General features: G+C 68.6%; 12 protein-coding genes and 5 pseudogenes. 13 read left to right on the forward strand and 4 right to left on the reverse strand.

The genetic code is table 11. The features are described 5' to 3' along the window. The first annotated feature begins 10 nt into the window (after nucleotides 1-10). The 6 genes and pseudogenes from GQF42_RS02545 to GQF42_RS02570 form a co-directional block, all read left to right on the forward strand. Nucleotides 11-1,069 (forward strand): LLM class flavin-dependent oxidoreductase, encoded by a 1,059-nt coding sequence (locus GQF42_RS02545; RefSeq protein WP_158917231.1) that lies wholly within the window; start codon nucleotides 11-13, stop codon nucleotides 1,067-1,069. Beyond that, nucleotides 1,066-1,332: a hypothetical protein gene (locus GQF42_RS02550; RefSeq protein WP_158917233.1), complete on the forward strand. Its 267-nt coding sequence runs from the start codon at nucleotides 1,066-1,068 to the stop codon at nucleotides 1,330-1,332. The genes GQF42_RS02545 and GQF42_RS02550 overlap by 4 nt, the downstream gene beginning before the upstream one ends. Before the next feature lie 97 nt (nucleotides 1,333-1,429). Further along, complete coding sequence (locus tag GQF42_RS02555) at nucleotides 1,430-1,930, forward strand: hypothetical protein (protein ID WP_158917235.1); 501 nt, start codon at nucleotides 1,430-1,432, stop codon at nucleotides 1,928-1,930. A gap of 277 nt (nucleotides 1,931-2,207) precedes the next feature. Further along, nucleotides 2,208-2,651, forward strand: coding sequence for a hypothetical protein (locus GQF42_RS02560; RefSeq protein ID WP_158917237.1), 444 nt, complete (start codon nucleotides 2,208-2,210; stop codon nucleotides 2,649-2,651). A 259-nt stretch (nucleotides 2,652-2,910) separates the two neighbouring features. Next, nucleotides 2,911-3,669 carry a hypothetical protein gene (locus GQF42_RS02565; protein WP_158917239.1) on the forward strand — a complete coding sequence of 253 codons (759 nt, stop codon included), beginning with the start codon at nucleotides 2,911-2,913 and terminating at the stop codon, nucleotides 3,667-3,669. 147 nt (nucleotides 3,670-3,816) lie between these two features. Next, nucleotides 3,817-3,945, forward strand: a pseudogene (locus GQF42_RS02570) (IS481 family transposase); the annotation flags it as partial. Nucleotides 3,946-4,087: 142 nt separating this feature from the next. On the opposite strand, the pseudogene GQF42_RS02575 reads toward GQF42_RS02570, so the two are convergent. Next, nucleotides 4,088-4,575, reverse strand: a pseudogene (locus GQF42_RS02575) (transposase); the annotation flags it as partial. A gap of 236 nt (nucleotides 4,576-4,811) precedes the next feature. Here GQF42_RS02575 and GQF42_RS02580 point away from each other — a divergent pair. The 7 genes and pseudogenes from GQF42_RS02580 (at nucleotide 4,812) to GQF42_RS02605 (ending at nucleotide 11,855) form a co-directional block, all read left to right on the forward strand. Continuing rightward, nucleotides 4,812-6,029, forward strand: a complete 1,218-nt coding sequence (locus GQF42_RS02580; RefSeq protein ID WP_158917241.1) for a serine hydrolase domain-containing protein — start codon at nucleotides 4,812-4,814, stop codon at nucleotides 6,027-6,029. Between the two features lie 102 nt (nucleotides 6,030-6,131). Then, nucleotides 6,132-6,665 (forward strand): annotated as a pseudogene (locus tag GQF42_RS47545) (hypothetical protein); the annotation flags it as partial. A gap of 164 nt (nucleotides 6,666-6,829) precedes the next feature. Beyond that, nucleotides 6,830-7,177 (forward strand): annotated as a pseudogene (locus tag GQF42_RS47550) (hypothetical protein); the annotation flags it as partial. A 312-nt stretch (nucleotides 7,178-7,489) separates the two neighbouring features. Continuing rightward, nucleotides 7,490-7,993, forward strand: coding sequence for a hypothetical protein (locus GQF42_RS02590; RefSeq protein ID WP_233273193.1), 504 nt, complete (start codon nucleotides 7,490-7,492; stop codon nucleotides 7,991-7,993). A gap of 133 nt (nucleotides 7,994-8,126) precedes the next feature. After that, nucleotides 8,127-8,744 carry a dihydrofolate reductase family protein gene (locus tag GQF42_RS02595; RefSeq protein ID WP_158917247.1) on the forward strand — a complete coding sequence of 206 codons (618 nt, stop codon included), beginning with the start codon at nucleotides 8,127-8,129 and terminating at the stop codon, nucleotides 8,742-8,744. 4 nt (nucleotides 8,745-8,748) lie between these two features. Next, a complete protein-coding gene (locus GQF42_RS02600; RefSeq protein ID WP_158917249.1) occupies nucleotides 8,749-9,591 on the forward strand; it encodes an alpha/beta fold hydrolase in 843 nt (280 codons plus the stop codon). A gap of 1,154 nt (nucleotides 9,592-10,745) precedes the next feature. Continuing rightward, the gene (locus GQF42_RS02605) at nucleotides 10,746-11,855 is read left to right on the forward strand and encodes a glycoside hydrolase family 19 protein (RefSeq protein WP_233273194.1); all 1,110 of its coding nucleotides are present in this window, start codon (nucleotides 10,746-10,748) and stop codon (nucleotides 11,853-11,855) included. 913 nt (nucleotides 11,856-12,768) lie between these two features. Here the strand turns inward: GQF42_RS02605 and GQF42_RS02610 are convergent. The 3 genes and pseudogenes from GQF42_RS02610 to GQF42_RS02620 all read right to left on the reverse strand — a co-directional run bounded on the left by GQF42_RS02610 (nucleotide 12,769) and on the right by GQF42_RS02620 (nucleotide 17,101). Beyond that, complete coding sequence (locus tag GQF42_RS02610; protein ID WP_233273195.1) at nucleotides 12,769-14,394, reverse strand: class I adenylate-forming enzyme family protein; 1,626 nt, start codon at nucleotides 14,392-14,394, stop codon at nucleotides 12,769-12,771. A 111-nt stretch (nucleotides 14,395-14,505) separates the two neighbouring features. Beyond that, a pseudogene (locus GQF42_RS02615) lies at nucleotides 14,506-14,742 on the reverse strand (hypothetical protein); the annotation flags it as partial. A gap of 733 nt (nucleotides 14,743-15,475) precedes the next feature. Further along, the gene (locus GQF42_RS02620) at nucleotides 15,476-17,101 is read right to left on the reverse strand and encodes a phospholipase D-like domain-containing protein (RefSeq protein ID WP_233273196.1); all 1,626 of its coding nucleotides are present in this window, start codon (nucleotides 17,099-17,101) and stop codon (nucleotides 15,476-15,478) included. Nucleotides 17,102-17,145 lie beyond the last annotated feature (44 nt).

Here is a 17,145-nt window from a genome sequence, read left to right on the forward strand (position 1 = left end):
CCACGGTCGCATGAGCACACCCACCATCACCTCACTAGCTCTTCTCACTCCGGGCAACTTCGCCGACGACGACCCGTACACCGGCCTGGAGGAGACACTCCAGCTCTTCGAGTACGGCGAACGGCTCGGCTACGACGGCGCCTGGATCCGCCAGCGCCACCTCGAACACGGCGTCGGCTCAGCTGCCGTATTCCTCGCCGCGGCCGGACAGCGCACCGAGCGGATCGAGCTGGGCACCGCGGTCATCCCGATCGGCTACGAGAGCCCCTTCCGCCTGGCCGAAGACCTGGCGCTTGCCGATGTCCTGTCCCGCGGCCGCCTCCAGGTCGGCTTCAGCACCGGCATGCCGCACGCCGAACTGCTGGGCGACCTGGTGTACGACGGCGACTGGCGAGGCTTCGACCTGTCGTACGGCAGGATCGCCCGCCTCGTCGACAACCTGCGCGGCGACTATCTCGGCGGCCCGGACACGGTGATCCACTCACCGGGCAACATCCAGCGGCCGCGGCTGCAGCCGCACAACCCCGGTCTGGTGGAGCGGATCTGGTACGGCGGAGGCAGCGTGCGCTCGGTCCGCTGGGCCGCCGAGAACGGTCTCAACCTGCTGTCCGGCAACATCGTCTCCGGCGAGAACACCGACGACTTCACCACCGCCCAGCTGAACCTGCTCTCCGAGTACCGGCGCAGCCTGGGCGAGGACCGGCCGGCGGCGCGCGTAGCGCTCGGACGGGTGATCGTGCCGTTCGACAGCGCCGACGCGGCCACCCGGGCCCGCTACCGGGACTACGCGGCCAGTCGGCACGAGCGCACCCTGAAACCGCAGACCCTGGCGGCACTGGGCCCGAAGCGGTTCCTGTTCGCCCCGGACGTGGTCGGCACCGCGGAACAGATCCTGGAACAGCTGGCGGCCGATCCCGTCCTCACGCAGGTGTCCGAGCTGCGCTTGGAGCTGCCCTACGAGTTCCATCGCGAGGAGTACGAACAGATCCTGCACGACGTACGCCACCTGATCGCACCGGAGTTGGGCTGGCGCTCCGCTTCCCCGACGGTTCAGAAGGCGGGCCGGTGAGTCCTGTCCCGGAGCGCCCGGTCCGGCTCGAGGTGCACGCCCGCGAGCCGTTCGCCGCAGGCCACCGCTTCCCCGGCATCGGGGCGTACGAAGTGCTCACCGCCACCGCCCACTACGCCGTGGGCCCGAAGGCAGCCGCCAACCGCGCGATCCCCGATCTCGACCTCGTGCCGCCCGACGTCACCGGCAAGGTGTGCTTCAGCGGGGACGTCGAGATCCTGCGTCCGGTCGACGGCGGCCGCAGGCGGCTGTTCTTCGACTAGGGGCAACCGGGGCAACAAGCGGGCGCTCCAGTACTTCTGCGACGCCCCGCACACCGACCGGCCACGCAGCCTCACCGACGCCGGTAACGGCTATCTGATGCGCCTCGGCTACACCGTCGTCTTCGGTGCCTGGCAGGGCGATCTGCGGCCGGGCGACAGAGGGCTGCTGCTCGACCTGCCCGTGGCGAGACGAGGCGCGGAGCCCCTGCGCGGCCTGACGACAGCCGAGTTCATCGTGGAGGAACCCACCGCCTCGCTACCGCTCTCCCGCTGGTCGAGCACCAGGTCCTACCCGGTCAACGAACGGGGCACGCACACCGCCCGCCTCACCCGGCGGCGCTATCCGCACAGCACGCCGGAAGAACTCCCCACCGCTGGGACCTGCCGTAGGCCTTGGAGGACCGCGCTGGCCGCCGCCCACCGTCTCCTGGTCGGCCACGGATCCGATGGCGGGCTCGCAGAAGGCCATGCCGGGCTGGGTGAAGTCCTTGACGACAAGGATGTTGGCCATCAGGTCGGTGACGCACGCCGGCGTGTGGTAATCGCCGCGCCATTTCTTGTCGCTCTTGTGGCGCAGTGGGCACGTCGATCCCTGTGACCTGCGGTGCGGCCAATGATCAGGGTGACAAACACGGCTGCCCATTCAATCTGCCAACGACTGAACTCGGTGATGCGAGGCGGTCGATCGCTCCCCACAGGGCCTGCGCCCCGGACGGGGCAATTGCCCGTCTGGCCCGGACCGGCGCGCCTCCCACGGGGGTGGCTGGCGCGCCGGCTCGGCGTTCGTCACCAGCGAAGGGAAACGGAAAATGAAACGGTCGCGAAGGCTTATATCGATCCGCCTGGCACTCTGCGGCGTTCTGGCCGTCGCCGCAATGGCCACCACCACAGCAGCCTCCGCCGACGGCTGGGTGCACTGGAAGAGCGAGAAGTACGGCCAGTACCTGTACAGCCGCGCGAACGGGAACGGCGCCCGCTTCGGCCTCACCTCCAACAGCGCCAAGAACATCTACGACGTCCACCTGTCGAACGGGCACTGGCTGGAGGTCCCCTACAACGGGACCCAGTGCATGGAGGTGAACGGCTCCAACGGCAACCTCGACACCTGGAGCTGTGCGTTCAGCAACCAGTCGAACGAACAGTGGGACGAGCACCAGGCGGGCGTCCCGGGAAACAGCTGCTGGAATCTGCAGAACGTCCGCACGGACCAGCTGGTCGACGCTGATGCAGCCACCGGAGACCTGGTGGGAGTAAGCGACTTCGACGACGGATGGGGCTGCGGCTCAGTGTTGAACCACGACGGGATCGCCTGGAAGTAGCTGATCGCGCCGGCGGCGTGTGCCCCGAAGCGTCATCGTCCTGGGGCACACGCCGCCGGCGCTCGAGAAAGGGACATCCATGAAGGGCGCACGCGCCTACGTTGCCGCCGTGGCTGTCAGCGGCGCAGCCATCAGCCTCATCGTCACCCACCATCTCGACTCCTCCAGCCCCGACGCAGATCCTGCAGCTCCCGGCGGACGCCGAAGCCCCGCTGCGACATCGCAGCCCCTCGGCTCCTACGGGCCTTCGGATGCCGACATGACGAAGATCATGAAAGCGCGGAAGATCTTTGAGGTTCGCTGCATGAACAAGCTCGGTTTCTCTGGCAACACCTTCTACGGCCTGACCTACGACTCCTTCGACGAAACCGCCAAGAGCCGGCACCTCCGGCCGCTCACCGTGCGACAGGCACGCCACCACGGCTACCACACCGCCAGCGACACAGCCGCGCCCTTGAGCGAACCGAGTACCACGCCCACCCCTCCAGTACCAGCATCTGCCCTTCACCTGCAGATCGCCGCCATGTTCGGGAAGGTCGCACGCGTCCACAGCCGCGCTGTCCCTTCAGGAGGCTGCAACGCTCAGTCCGAGCGGGACCTGGAGCGCGGCGCACCTACCCAGTTACCCGTCGATCCACGTGTGCTCAGCGACCAAGCGCAAGCCCAAGCCGACCAGGCAGCCTCCGTGACTGCGGCCGTCAGCGACTGGAGCGCCTGCATGGAGCACGCGGGCTACTCCTACAACACGCCTCAGGATGCCGTCTCAGATGCTGCTGGCACCCCGTACATGGACGGGCGCTTCCACACGAACCCGAACGCCAAGGAAATCGCCACAGCCACCGCCGACGCACACTGCCGCGCCACGACAGGGCTGTACGAGAAGTGGAGCGCTGCAGTCACCCACTTCGAGGAAGCCGCCATCGCCCACAACCGCACCCAGCTCCGCCGCGCGCAGGCCATCACCAAGATCTGGATCACCAACGCCCGCGCCGCAGTTCAGGCCCATGACCGGCACTGAGCGTTTCCTCGCGGCCAGCTCACCCGTCACGACGGAGTGGAGCAGGCCGCGCACGCCGTTCGCGCGACGTGGTGATGGTCGTCCCGCGTGTTGAGGCACGGCGGAAGACGGCAGCCGGGCCGATGATGCCGAGACCGAACCGGTCGCGCCTGCTACCGCTCCGCGACCTGGGCCGACGCACTCGCCGCGACCGGCACCAAGCACAAGCGGACCCGTCCCTACACCCCGCGCACCAACGGGAAGGGCGAACGCTACTACGGGACACCCTCCCGGGAGTGAGCCTACGTCCGCGACTACACGTCCGAGTACGAACGCCGCATCGCCCCCGCCCCCACCCGACGGGGTATGACCGTCGGGACCAGGCAGAGGTCATCGAGAGCGGCCGGCTCGGCCAACGCCTGCTCGCCCAGCGCCGGGTCCACAACATCGAGGCACGCAGATGAAGGCCGGCAAGGTAGCTCCCGGGTGTCTTGTCGTAGCGAGTCGCGATGCCCGGCCAGGCTTTCAGCTTGTTGATCAGGCTCTCGACGGTGTTTCGTTCTTTGTAGAGATCGGTGCGTCGTGACGTATGGGGCGGTCGCCGCGGCTGCCCTGGAACAGGCCTTGTCCGCGGCGACAGCGTCGGGCAGGGTCCGGGGCCGACCGGCGGGTGGCGGCCTCGGCGATCAGACCTTCGCGCAGTGCGGTGAAGACGCTGGCGTCCCTCCACACCCGGAAGCGGCCGTAGACAGCCGATCACAGGCCGAACTCGCCGCGCATCTCCCGCCCCTGGCTGCTGGTGCGGAAGCGCCAGATCACCCTCTCGAACTGATCCCGCAGCCGTGCGGGGTACGGTCCGTACTCGCCTGTCGGCAGGAGCGGCTCGACCAACTTCGGCTGGATGTTGACGAGTTGACTGCATGTCACGTTCGTCTTCCTACCGGATCCCCTTTCCCGGGGACCTGGATCGGCAAGATTGATCACGACACCACACAGGCCCTAGTTCTGGTGCGCTTGTGATGCGGGCCGATGGCGCACGCGGCACCTGGGGTGAATTCAGGGTCGGATCAGGGTTGGTCCCGATGCCTGGCTGCACGGGTGCCGAGCAGGATCGATGGCATGGATACAGGCCGTTCAGCACAACGAATCTCACGGAGTCTCATATGAAGCTGCTGGCTCGCCGCGTCGCCGCCCTCGGCCTCGTCGGCTCCGCCGCCATCGGCATAGGTGCCGGCTCGGGCGCGCAGGCGGTCGCCGTGAGTAACGCCGGCACCGGCGCTGCGAAGGTCTTCCCGTCGCTGGATCCGCCCACGCTCCAGGCCGCCATCGAACCGCGGCCGGCCGACGGTTCCTCCGGCGCGATCGCCCGGGTCGGCGAGCCCGGCCAGTTGTGGAAGGGATCGACCCTCGACAGCCAGACCGGACGGAAGATCCCGGCGAACGCGCACTTTCACATCGGCAGCATCTCGAAAGTCTTCGAGACCACCGTGGTCCTGCAACTCGCCGCCGAGCACCGGATCGACCTCGACCGGACCGTTCAGCAGTACATGCCCGGTCTGCTCCCGGACACCTTCCAGCAGATCACCATCCGTGAACTCATCAACTACACCAGTGGGCTTCCGGACGTGGACGAGGGCAAACCCGCGCAGAGCGCCGACGAGACGATCGCCAACCGCTACGAGTACCGCACCTTCGACGACATCATCAGGAACACCCTGCGCCCCGTCGGCCGCCCCTGGCCCGGTCCGCACTTCGTACCCGGCACCGAGCAGGAGTACAACTCGCTCGGTTTCCGGATCGCGGGCAGGCTCATCGAACAGATCACAGGGCACTCGTTCAGAAGGGAGGTCACCGAACGCATCCTGAAGCCGATGCAACTCGAACAGACCTCGGTGCCCGAGGACAACCCCGTAATGCCACGGCCCTATCTCCATGGATACGTGGCCGACAGCCACGGCCAGGCAGTGGACGTCAGCGAGCAGGGCGGTGACCCCTCCAACATGATCTCCACCCCGGCCGACCTGGACCGCTTCATCACCGCCCTGTTCCAAGGCCGCCTGCTGCCGCCCGCGCAGCTCAACGAGATGTTCACCTTGCCGAAGGACAACGAGGGCAAACTCGTCCCGTTCATCGGCACCAGCTGCAACAAGGTGGCCTGCTTCGGTGCCGCCCTGATGTCCACCCCGCTGCCCGGCGGGGGCGTGCTCTGGGGCAAGACCGGCCACGACCTCGGCTACGCCAACGGTATGTTCGCGGCCCGTGACCTGTCCCTGCGCGGCATCTACTCGGTCTCCAACCTGAGCCTCGACTTCGGGGCTCCGACCCCGCTGGCCAACCGCCTGCTGACGGCGGTCGTAGCACCCGCGGCCCGGCAGCGCTGACCCAGGCAGAACCGGGTCCACGAGACGATTCGGGGCCGGCCTTGGCCTCCGGCGTGGTCCGCGAAGCCGGCCCCGATCAGGTCCGGGTCGAAGAAGCACCTCATGTCGTCCCACAGCAGCTCGGTCACCCGGCCATGCTGCCTGGCTCACCGACCCACGGCACCCGCGTTTCCCTTGACTGAAGGCAGCGGGGTACCCCCGGCCGAACGTCATCACAGAGCGCAGGCTCCAGTTCACCGTGTTACTCGGGGTGAGGTTCTGCAGCACTTCGCAGGCGGCATCGGCGCCGCGGGCCAGCACGTGCTCCGAGCCTTACTCGCCTCCGTGCGGTCCGAGGACCGGCTGGCGGCGCAGTTGACGTGGTCGCCTACGGCGAACGCCCCGCCGCCGGCGGCAGGAACTTCACTTTCACGGACCGTGGGTCGGCCATGGCTCGCGAGTGCCAAGGCATCCGGCGTCGCGAACGGCTCTACCGCCCTGGTCGGCCTCGCCAACAGCACGGCGCAGTACTGGTGCACGCCCGACGCGTCGACGGACACCTTCAGCAGCCCGATCCTGAAGCCGGGTACCTGCACCCAGCCCCTCTCCCAGGACGAACTGGCCATCGCCGCACGGACAGTGAGTATGACGGCCGACACCACCGCCACCGGCCAGCACATCACCTCGTCCTGGGACACTGCGTCAGCGCGCTTCCGCATCGGCGAGTGGAAAGGCAAGCCGACGTCGTTCACGTACGGCTCCTTGCGGAACTCCCGCAGCCCTCTGACGCACGGATGCGCAACTGAGGGCCGACCACCTACTCCGCGGGCAGCAGTTCCGCCGGTGACCTCCCCGCCGACGAGTGGAAGGACGTCAACGACCCGACGACGGTGGAATTCACCCTCACCGCCACCCAGATCGCCGCCCGCACCGTCCGCATCGGCATCACTGCCGCGTACGCCGGAGGCCGCCCCCCAGATCACGGTGAACGACTGGACCTCCTCCTCGCACGGCGCCTCCAGCGGGCCGATGTCACGAGTTCCCGAAGCCCGACCATCGGCACCTATCGCAGCAGCAGCAACTTGCTCACTGTTCACTTACGCTGTCGCGGCCAGTGCATCCATCGCCGGCATCGACACGATGACCTCGCTGTCCGAGCCCGGGCATGAGCTACGACTGTGTGGAGATGTACTGATCCCACAGGGGCCGACCGGCGGGCCGTCGGCACAGGCCAACAGCCCGCCAACTCCTCGTAATCTCCTCGTATGCACGAGCAAATCACGCCGTCGTCGGCGTAAGGTCGGCTCGTGCATGCAGTCGGTCAGCCCCCCTCTCTGTCCTCCGCCCCTGTGGGTCGTCGCCTACTCCTGGGCGCGGGCCTTGCGTCGGTCGCGCAATTCGGCGTCGGATGTGGCGACTCACACAAGAAAGCCAAAGCAGCCGGTTCGCCCACGGTGAATGCCACTGACGGGACTGTGGTGATGGTGATCCGGCACGGCGAAAAGCCCACCTCCGGGCAGAGCGGGCTGGACGACTCAGGGCGACCGGACAGCAAGTCGTTGACGGCCCGGGGCTGGCAGCGGGCACACGCGCTCCCGAAGCTGTTCTCGCCGCCCAGAGCGGGACTGGCACGACCGGCAACGGTCTTCGCCGCCGCCGACAAGGGCCCGAACGCGGGCGCCCATCGCATGCGCCAGACCGTGACCCCGCTGGCCAAGGACCTCGGGCTGACCGTCGACACCGACCTCGCCGAAGGGTCCGAGCGCCGGCTCGCACAGGCCGCGCTGACCGCGCCGGGCCCCGTACTGATCTGCTGGGAGCACAGCCGGATCCCCGCCATCGTGGCCGGGCTCGGCGCGGCGAACGCCCGCGGGACGCCGGCCACCTGGCCGGACCGCTTCGACCTCGTGTGGGTTTTCCGGCGCCGGTCCGGATCCTGGTCGTTCACACAGGTCGACCAGCATCTGCTGCCGGGAGACCGGTGACCGGCAGATCCGGGGGCGATCGTCCGCTGTACGTCCGACGTGCCGTCTCGCGCGTCGTGCCGTCGAGTCCGCATCTGCCACACGCTTCGTGCGTGAGCGATGAGTTCGGGCGGCGGATCGGGTCTGCCCTGGCATGACTCGAACCATCGCTGACATCTCGGCCTCTCTCGACAGCTTCGTCACCGGACCCGACCCCGGCCCGGACAACGGTCTGGGAACCGGAGGCGAGGCCCTGCACACGTGGGCGTTTTCCGACGACCCGGACGACCGCCGGGTCCTGCGCGAGGGGACCGCCCGCTCGGGCACCGTCGTCCTCGGCCGACGCCTCTTCGACATTGTCGACGGGCCGAAAGGCTGGGACGACACGTCCGGCTACGGCGCCGGCGAGGCTGGCAGGCCCCCGTTCGTCGTCGTGACGAGTTCGCCGCCAGTGTCGGTGCGGACAACCAACCTCGACTGGACCTTCGTCACCACCGGTCTGCCCGACGCCGTCACCGCCGCGCGCGAGCGAGCCGAGGCGGCGGCGTCGGACAGCGGCAAGGACCTCGACGTCATCCTCATGGGCGGCGGCGTCACGGTCGGCTCGGCGCTCGACGCCGGGCTGGTCGACGCGCTGACGCTGCACCTCGCGCCCATCGTGCTGGGCGCCGGGACACCACTGTTCACCGGCGCAGCGCCGCGCACGCTGGTGCAGCGGAGCGTGATCTCGACATCGACCGCGACACATCTGACCTACGACGTCTCCCGGTGATCCGATGACCACTGTCAACGCCAATGAGATCGCCTTGGGCATCGAGTCGTTCGGTGACGACGACGCGCCACTCGTCCTGCTTGCGGGCGGGGCGACGATGCTCTCCTGGCCGGACGCGCTGTGCGAGCGCCTCGCCGCGGGCGGGCGCCATGTGGTGCGCTACGACCTGCGCGACAGCGGGGAGTCGACGGCGGCGGATCCCGAGGCGCCCGCCTACACCCTGCGCGACCTCGCCGCCGACGCAGCGGCCCTTGCCGACGCGCTCGGCGGAGGGCCTGCGCACCTCGCGGGGATCGGCGTCGGCGGGATGGTCGCCCAGGTGGCCGTGCTCGACCATCCAGGCGCGTTCTCGGCGCTCACCCTGGTCGGCACCCGCGCGGTTGCCCCAGGGCCGCCCGACGATGACCTTCCCGACCATGACCAGGCGACGACGAGCCGGCTGTTCGCACGTCCGATGCCCGACTGGACCGACCGCGAGGCGGTTGCGGAGTTCGCCGCCGCAGGCGCCGAGATCCTCGGCGACGACCCCGTCGCCGCACGCGCGATCGCTGCACGCATCTGGGACCGCACGCCCGGCACCGCACCCCCGGTCCAGATGGCCAACCAGATGGGCATGGTGTTTTCCAGGCTCGACTGCAAACCCCGCTGGCGCGAGCGCCTGCCCGAGGTCGAGGTACCCACGCTCGTCGTCCACGGCCGCCGCAACCGGTTCTTCCCTGTCGGCAACGGCGAGGCGATCGCGCGAGAGATCCCCGGGGCACGGCTGCTCGTCCTCAAGGAGGCCGCCATCGCGATACCCGATGCGGCGGTCGGCGAGGTCACCGAGGCGATGCTCGCGCTCGGATAGACGACGGCGGGTGCCGCGCGGGCCGGCTACGGCTGGAGCACTCCCGGGCGGCCTCAAGCCGCTGGGTGTGATCGGGTGCGAAGGTCCCTGCTCGCCTAAATGTATGACAGGTCGTGGGGCAGATCGTGGACGTCGTCGCGCATGTGGAGTCTGCGGAGGTCCTGGACCAGTCCGAAGGGGTAGGAACGCATCGCCCACTTGGCGGGACAGCCGGTCTCGCCGTGCTCCCTGAGCACAGCGTCGGCGGCATACCGAACAGCGTGTGCGAACACCGGACGTGCACGTGAGCGAACACCGGACGAGCATGGGTCGACTGCCGAACCACCGTGCCGTCCGAGTCCGGAGAGTCGCGGCTGACGGCGATGTCGGGGAGTTCGTAGACCGTCACCTTGGCTGCGTCATCCGTCGTGCGGAGTACCCAGCAAAGCTCTTCGGGCTCGGCGTCGAAGAAGTACCGGGCTGAGCGCTGCTGCCCGTACTGCTCCCCCGTACTTGCGACGAGGTCCGCCAACGCGTCAGTGCAGTAACTGGCGGTCACGGATGCCGTGCGAGATTCATCGGCCAGAGGGAATGTTGCCCAACCGCGGCCCACCAGTGCGCACTTCAGCTGAAGCGCCCTCACTGACCTTTGCTCCCTCGACACAGGCATCCCCGACGACGCCGGCTCCGGCGCCGGTCCAGTCGAACCGGTCCGCTTGCGGCCGCTCTTGGGGCTGCCTGCCCCGGTGAGCCTTGTGCTCGCGCCCTACGGAAGCTGCTGGTGGTGTGCTCAGCAGACTTCCGCGACTTGAAACTCGAGTAGACGAGACTGACAACAGCTTCCGCGCCACTGATACGCCAGTGAGTCGGGCAACCGGACAGGGTTCCAGGGAGCCCATGGCTGCACGGCGTCGTGGTGTGCATGGCAGCGTCCAGCAACCTGACAGGGATCGCCCGCGCTGACCATGAGACACCCCCCCCATGAGCCCCTCGGCGGCGTCCGGAGACAGCCCGGATCCCGAGCCGTCCGCGCTCTGCTGGCGGACCAGCCGCGGGGCATGGGAAGTGACTATTGCTCACGCCCTGACAAAAGTCCTTACCTGACCCTTGACTGGTCTGGACCAATCGCGCTTTGCTGCTGGGGTCACTATTCACCCCCACCTCGGGAGTGGCGCATGAGCACAACCATGCCCAGTGGGCCTCGCAAGCCCGCCCTTGGCAGGCGCATGACAGCACTGCTGGCCGTCCTGGCCGGCCTCCTCAGCGCGTTCACCGTCCTCGGCGCCTCGAGCCCCGCGGCTGCGGCGGACTGCGCCGCGGCGTGGAACTCCGGCGCGGTCTACACCGGCGGCATGACCGCCTCCTACAACGGCGACAACTGGCAGGCCAAGTGGTGGACACAGGGCGAGACGCCCGGCGTCGCCGCAGTCTGGGCCGACCAAGGAGCCTGCGGTGGCTCCAGCGGAGGAGGCACTGGCGGCAGCTGCAACTACCCCGCCTGGGTGGCCGGACAGTCGTATGCGACCGGTGCCATCGTGCAGTACACCGCCAACGGCCAGTACTACATCGCCACCCACGACAACCCCGGATACGACCCCACCATCAGCACCTGGTACTGGTCCCCCTACACCTGCACCGGAGGCTCCGGTGGAGGAGGCACCGGCGGGGGAACCAGCGGATTCGTGGTCAGCGAAACCCAGTTCAACCAGATGTTCCCGAACCGGAACCCCTTCTACACCTACAGCGGCCTGGTGGCCGCGCTCAGCGCCTACCCCGGATTCGCCACCACCGGCAGCACCACCGTGCAGAAGCAGGAGGCCGCGGCGTTCCTGGCCAACGTCGACCACGAGACCAGCGGCCTCGTCTACATCAACGAGGTCGACCAGTCCGGGAACTACTGCGCGAACGAGCCCTACGGCTGCCCCGCCGGCACCTACGCCTACTACGGACGCGGCCCGATGCAGCTCAGCTGGAACTTCAACTACAAGGCCGCCGGCGACGCCCTCGGCGTGGACCTGCTGGACAACCCCGGCCTGGTTGCCTCCGACTCAGCGATCTCCTGGAAGACCGGCCTGTGGTATTGGAACACCCAGACCGGCCCCGGCACGATGACCGGACACAACGCCATGGTCAACGGTGCGGGCTTCGGCGAGACCATCCGCAGCATCAACGGCAGCATCGAGTGCAACGGCGGCAACACCGCCGAGATGCAGGACCGCGTCAACGACTACCTCTCCTTCACCTCCATCCTCGGCGTCCCCGCAGGCTCCAACCTCACCTGCTGACCGCCACCCACGGGAATGTCCGACCATCAACTCTTCTCACCAACCGAATAGCCGCCCGCAGTGCCGAATGAACGAGGATTTTCAACCTGCTCATGAAGCTGGCGGGTTGGCATATCAGAACGGCGAAGCTCCTGGTAGATGGGTTGTCAGACACGAACAGCCTTCTCTGCCACGAGCTTCGCTCGCTTGTGAGCCCGGTGGCGTCGATGGCTTCGGCTGATGCTCCCCGGCGACCCCGCCACCCACCAGATCAAGCGGGCACGGCAGCTCGTCGCGTGGGAGGAGGACCAACGCCGGGACACTCCCGACGACGCCGTCAGGACCGCCCGAGAAAGGCAGTGGCCCAGCGTGCCGAGGGCCCTCCGACCTCACCGGCGCGAGGCCGTCGACGCAGTCCTGCGCGCCCTCGCTGGACCTGCGCACGCAGCCGGAGGCCGAGTGGCGTGCGGGGGGCCGTACGGGACCGATGATCGGGGTGTCCTTGCCGCGCGGGAACGAGGCCGGCTGTCCGACACCACGCGTGGCGTCGAGGGGACACCCGGCTCCAGGCCACGCAACTCCTGGGCGAAGACACCCGGTCGGGCGAGGTGCGCGGGGCCCGGCTCGCTGCGCTGCATACGGCACTGGCGAAGGCCGCTACCGAGGAGGACTTCCGCCGGACGCTGGTCTTCCATCACTTGGTCAAGGAGGCCGAGGCCTTCGCGGGCGATGGACCGCCGCCGACTGGAACCGGGCCGCCCTGCGCGGACAAGCCCCTGCCTCCTCCCGACAGGGCACCCAGAGGACAGCGGTGCCGCACTTCTTCGGCCTTTTCGCAGAGGAAAGGGCGGCCGGTCGAGGTGGACCGCAAAGATCCTGTCCTCCGGCCGCACCTGACGTCGCATCGACCGACGCACCTCCACAGCAACGGCGCCTACGGCCTGCCCAAGGCCCCGCTCGTCCACGCGGCACGCAGCGCCTTCTTGTCCACTTTGCCCACTTTGGTCGTCGGAAGATGGTCCAGCAGCACCGTCTTGCGGGGCGTGTACAACTCTCCCAACTCGGCGGTCACCGCCGCGCCGACCGCCTGCGGGTCGACGTCGGCGCCCTCGGCCGTGGCCAGGAAGACCTGTACGGCTTCCCCGTACTCCTCGTCCGGCACACCCAGCGCCGCCGCGTTGCGCACACCGGGCAGCGTGAGCAGGAAGTCCTCCAGGACCCTGGAGTAGACGTTGTCGCTGGTGCTGCCGGTGACGATGATGTCCTTGGCCCGGTCGACGAGATAGAGGTACCCCTCGGCGTCGAGATAGCCCATGTCCCCGGTGCGCAACCAGCCGTCGTGCAGCACCGCCGCGGTGCGCTCCGGATCCTCGTAGTAGCCGAGCATCACCGTCTCGCCACGGACGCACACTTCACCGACCTGCCCGACGGGCAGTGCCGCCGCGCTGTCTTCCCCACGGATCTCGATCTCAACGTCGGATATGGCGCGACCGCAGCTGCTCCAGAGTTCGGGGCGGCGGGCTCCCTCCGCGGCGAGATCCTCCGCGCCGAACGCGGTGATACCGAGCGCCTCCGACTGCCCGTAGCCCTGGCTGAGCACCGGCCCGAACACTTCGACCGCCTGCTGCAGCCTGCTGGGCGACGTGGCCGCGCCGCCGACAACGATCCGCCGCAGCGCGGGCAGGACGTCCGGCTCGCACTCCGGGTGGTCGAGAACCGCGTACAGCATGGGCGGTACGAACATGGTGGCCGTGATCCGCTCCTCGCGCAGTACCCTCAGTGCCGCGCCCGCCTCGAACTCGGGCAGCACGACGAGAACAGCACCCGTCACCAGAGCCTGGACCGAAGTGAGGTGGCCGCTGCCGTGCGTCAGCAGCGTGGAGGCGAGGACCCTGTCCGTGTCCTGGTCCATGGCCGGGAATACCGCAGGGCGAGACTTGTGTGTGGTGTCTTCCACTCGGTCCACCAGCGCGTCGTAGAGCCGGTGGCTGTGCGCGGCGAGCTTGGGACGGCCCAGAGTTCCACCGGTGTAGAGGACGGTGGCGGCTTCGTCCGCTCCCAAGGCGGGCACGCCGCAGGGGCGCACGGCCGGGCACTCGGCCGCCAGAGCCAACAGGTCCGTGCAGCGCTGCTCACAGGGCCCGAGGCTCAGCAGTACAGGGGCATGGACACTGCGGCCGGCCGCATCGGCGGCCCTTTGCGCGAAGAGGGGGTCGGTGACCACGGCGCGCGCCCGGGACTGCTCGACCAGCGCGGCAAGCTCGCCCGGCCCTGGCTCGGGCGGCAGGAACACGACGCGGCAGCCGATGAGATGGACGGCGAGCTGCACCAGGACGGAGTCCACACGGTTGGCCAGGAACAGACCCACTCCGTCGCCGGGCCTGAGACCCAGCCCCTGCAGCGCATGCCCCAACCTGAACAGCCGCCGCCGAGCCTCCCCTCTGGTCAGCCGCTGCGCCCCCTGGACGAGCGCCTCGGTGTCCTCGTCCTTACACCAGTGCTCCAGAATCCGGTCCACGTACGTGCGCAGCTCGGATGTTTCCTGTGCGTTAACGATCACCAGCACATCCAAACACGCCGCTTCGAAGCCGTGGCTTCACAGGGGCAACCTTCGGCCACCAGCCGGCGGAGTTCCATGCCCATGCTTTGAACATGGTCACGTCCGCTGGAGTCATGCATCGACGGCCACTCGGGGATCGCTTCTTTGAGGCGATGCGGTGAGTTCGGCGGGCGGGACGATCCCGTCGGTCTCTGACTCGATCGGGTGGAGGCAGGCCTCGGTGAGCAGGTCGAGTCCCATGGAGCGGCGGGCCTCGGTCCACTCGTCGTTCTGGTCGGCCGGCACCGCGCCGACCAGGCGGATCAGAGGGGTGCGGCCTGCGAAGAAGCCGACCACGTCGGTGCGGCGGGAGCCGACCACCGAGCCGTGCCCCGCCAAGATGCGTTCCCGGCCCGCACCGCGATCGCATAGAGGTACTCGATGCGAACCTTCTTGGCGGCGCAGCCGGGAGCCCGTCGCCAGGTCACCACCGAGCCGGTGCCCTGCGGATGATCCGCAGCAGGCGCTTGCCCTCGCCGTCATCGACCTCTCGGACGCGTACTCGCTCTGCCACCCGGACAGCCCGGCCGGACGGCGCTTGCCGGGCCAGGAGGCGACTTCGGCCGGTCGGCCTGCTGCCGGGCTCTGCAGGACCTACGCTCGTGGGAACCCGTACTTCGCTCCGCTTCAGCCGCATGCGGCGTGCAGCTCTGGTACCACTCGGCCTGCCCACGCTTCTGCGCCGCGCGGTGCTCGGCGTTGCTCCGCCACCGTGTGGGGTGTCGGTGTCGCGGCAGTCCCCACGGTGATGCCCAGCCCGCCGGGAGCCTGCGCGTGGTCCATTCCCAGGAGCCCAGGGACGTCCTTCACCAGGACTTCCCTGCATGCGTTGGTCTTGCTGCAGCCGCTGTGGCCCTCGGTTCGCACCGCAGTGAGGACAGCCACGCACTAGGGAGGTTGTCAGGCCCCGACGGGCCCGACAGGTCCTTGCGAGTGATTACCCATGGCGCCACCGTAGGGCGGCAGGCGCTCTGCGATCCAGCGTCGTTCCCGAACGGGATACATGACGGATCGGGCTCTTGCCCACAGCCGTCGGCGGGGCTCATCCCTGACAGACTCCGCGTGCGTAGTCGAACGTGGCCGCCGTCTGCGAGTACTGCCACTGCGGCGCGAGCAGCTTCGCCTTGAGCCGGGCCGCCGCTTCGGGGCTCTCCACCACGTATCCGAAGTCCTGGAGCCAGGATGGGTAGAGGTTTTTCGAGCCGATGTAGAAGGCCGAGTCGTCGACCGAGACCAGCTTGTGGTGCTGGGCGTACGGGTGGCCGTCGGCCCATGTGGCGCTGTCCGAGCTGCGGAAGGCGGCCAGTTGGAGGGTGGAGCACATCGTCGTGCGGGCGGTGTTCTTGTCGCCGGTGAGCAGAGCGAGGCGGTCGCGCAGGGTGTCGCTGATCTCCGAGAGGGACTTGATCTGTGAATAGCCACCGCTGCCGACCGCGCCCCGGTTGGCGGGGTCGCTGACCACGATGCGCACCTTCACACCCGCGGCCATCTTCGCCGCGAGCACGTCGTAGAGCCTGATGTCGTAGCGCGGAAGCGGCGGGCAGGTGGCGTTGAGGTCCTGCTGGGAGATCTCGATGTGGTCGCGGGCGCTTGCGACGAGGGCGCGCAGGGCGCTCTCCTCGGGGTTGGCCGTGTCGTAGTCGCGGTCGGCGTTGGTGTTGTCGTGCAGCCCGACGACACACCTGGTGTCGGCAGCAGTGGGCAGGGCGGGGTGGAACTCCGATGCCGGGTCGCTGCTCTTGATGCCGACACCGAGGCCGCCTACAGCGATCGCGGGGACGTCTCCGCTGGACCTCGGGGAGCCGGTGTCCCCGGTCAGCGACGGCATGCAACCCGCACCGTTCGACGAGGCGAACCAGACGTCGGCGATGTCCGACTTGTTCTGGCATGACCAGGACCACAGCGTGTCCAGGTACTTGCCCGCGGACTTGGCGGCGGGGCCGGTCAGCGCAAGGTCGACGTCCGTCACCGGGTGGGCGGTGTCGAGGTAGTCGTCCTTCCAGCCGTTGATGCCGCCGGTGACCACCGACTGGTTGTCGACGACGAGCAGCTTGGAGTGGTTCCAGGAGAACGCGGTCTTCGAGGTGGTCATCGATGCCACGTTCAGCGTGATGTTCGCAGCCGCCGTGCCCAGCTTGGCGGTCAGTTCGTCGCGGTACTTCGACGGCACCACATTGAGATGGTAGAGGGGCGCGGCGCCGACGAGGAGACGGACCTTCAGCTTGTGGCCCGCGGCGGCCGACGCCTTGAGGCCGTCGACGATCGCGTCCTGAAAAGCCCCGTTGGGGAACGGCGCGAGGGAGGACATGTCGACGGTGTGCGTGGCCCTGGAGATGTTCTCGGTCATCTTGGCGAGCAGCCGCTTGGTGCCGGGCCGGTCTGCGCACGTGGCGTCTCCCCAGCAGCCGGGGGTCTGGAGAAGCCAGTCCGAGGGGTCGGCCGTCGAGGAGTCGAGCCGGTTGCCCGCGGTGCGCTCCCAGACACTGCCTTCGAGGCCGGGTGAGACCTCGCGCAGTGTCTGCTCCACGGCGTCGAGGTGCGGGGTGGCCGACGACGGACCGGTGGAGTCCGCGAGGGCTGGAGCGGCGGGCAGGCCCGCGAGGACCAGAGAACAGGCAACGACGCGGGCCGCGACACGCAAGGGACGGCGGAGTTGACGGAAAGTCACTTCTCTTCGCATTCTGGCAGGCGCCGAAAGGCGCGCCTTACAAG

Origin of the sequence: Streptomyces broussonetiae, assembly GCF_009796285.1 — a bacterium.
In the GTDB taxonomy this organism is placed as follows: domain Bacteria; phylum Actinomycetota; class Actinomycetes; order Streptomycetales; family Streptomycetaceae; genus Streptomyces; species Streptomyces broussonetiae.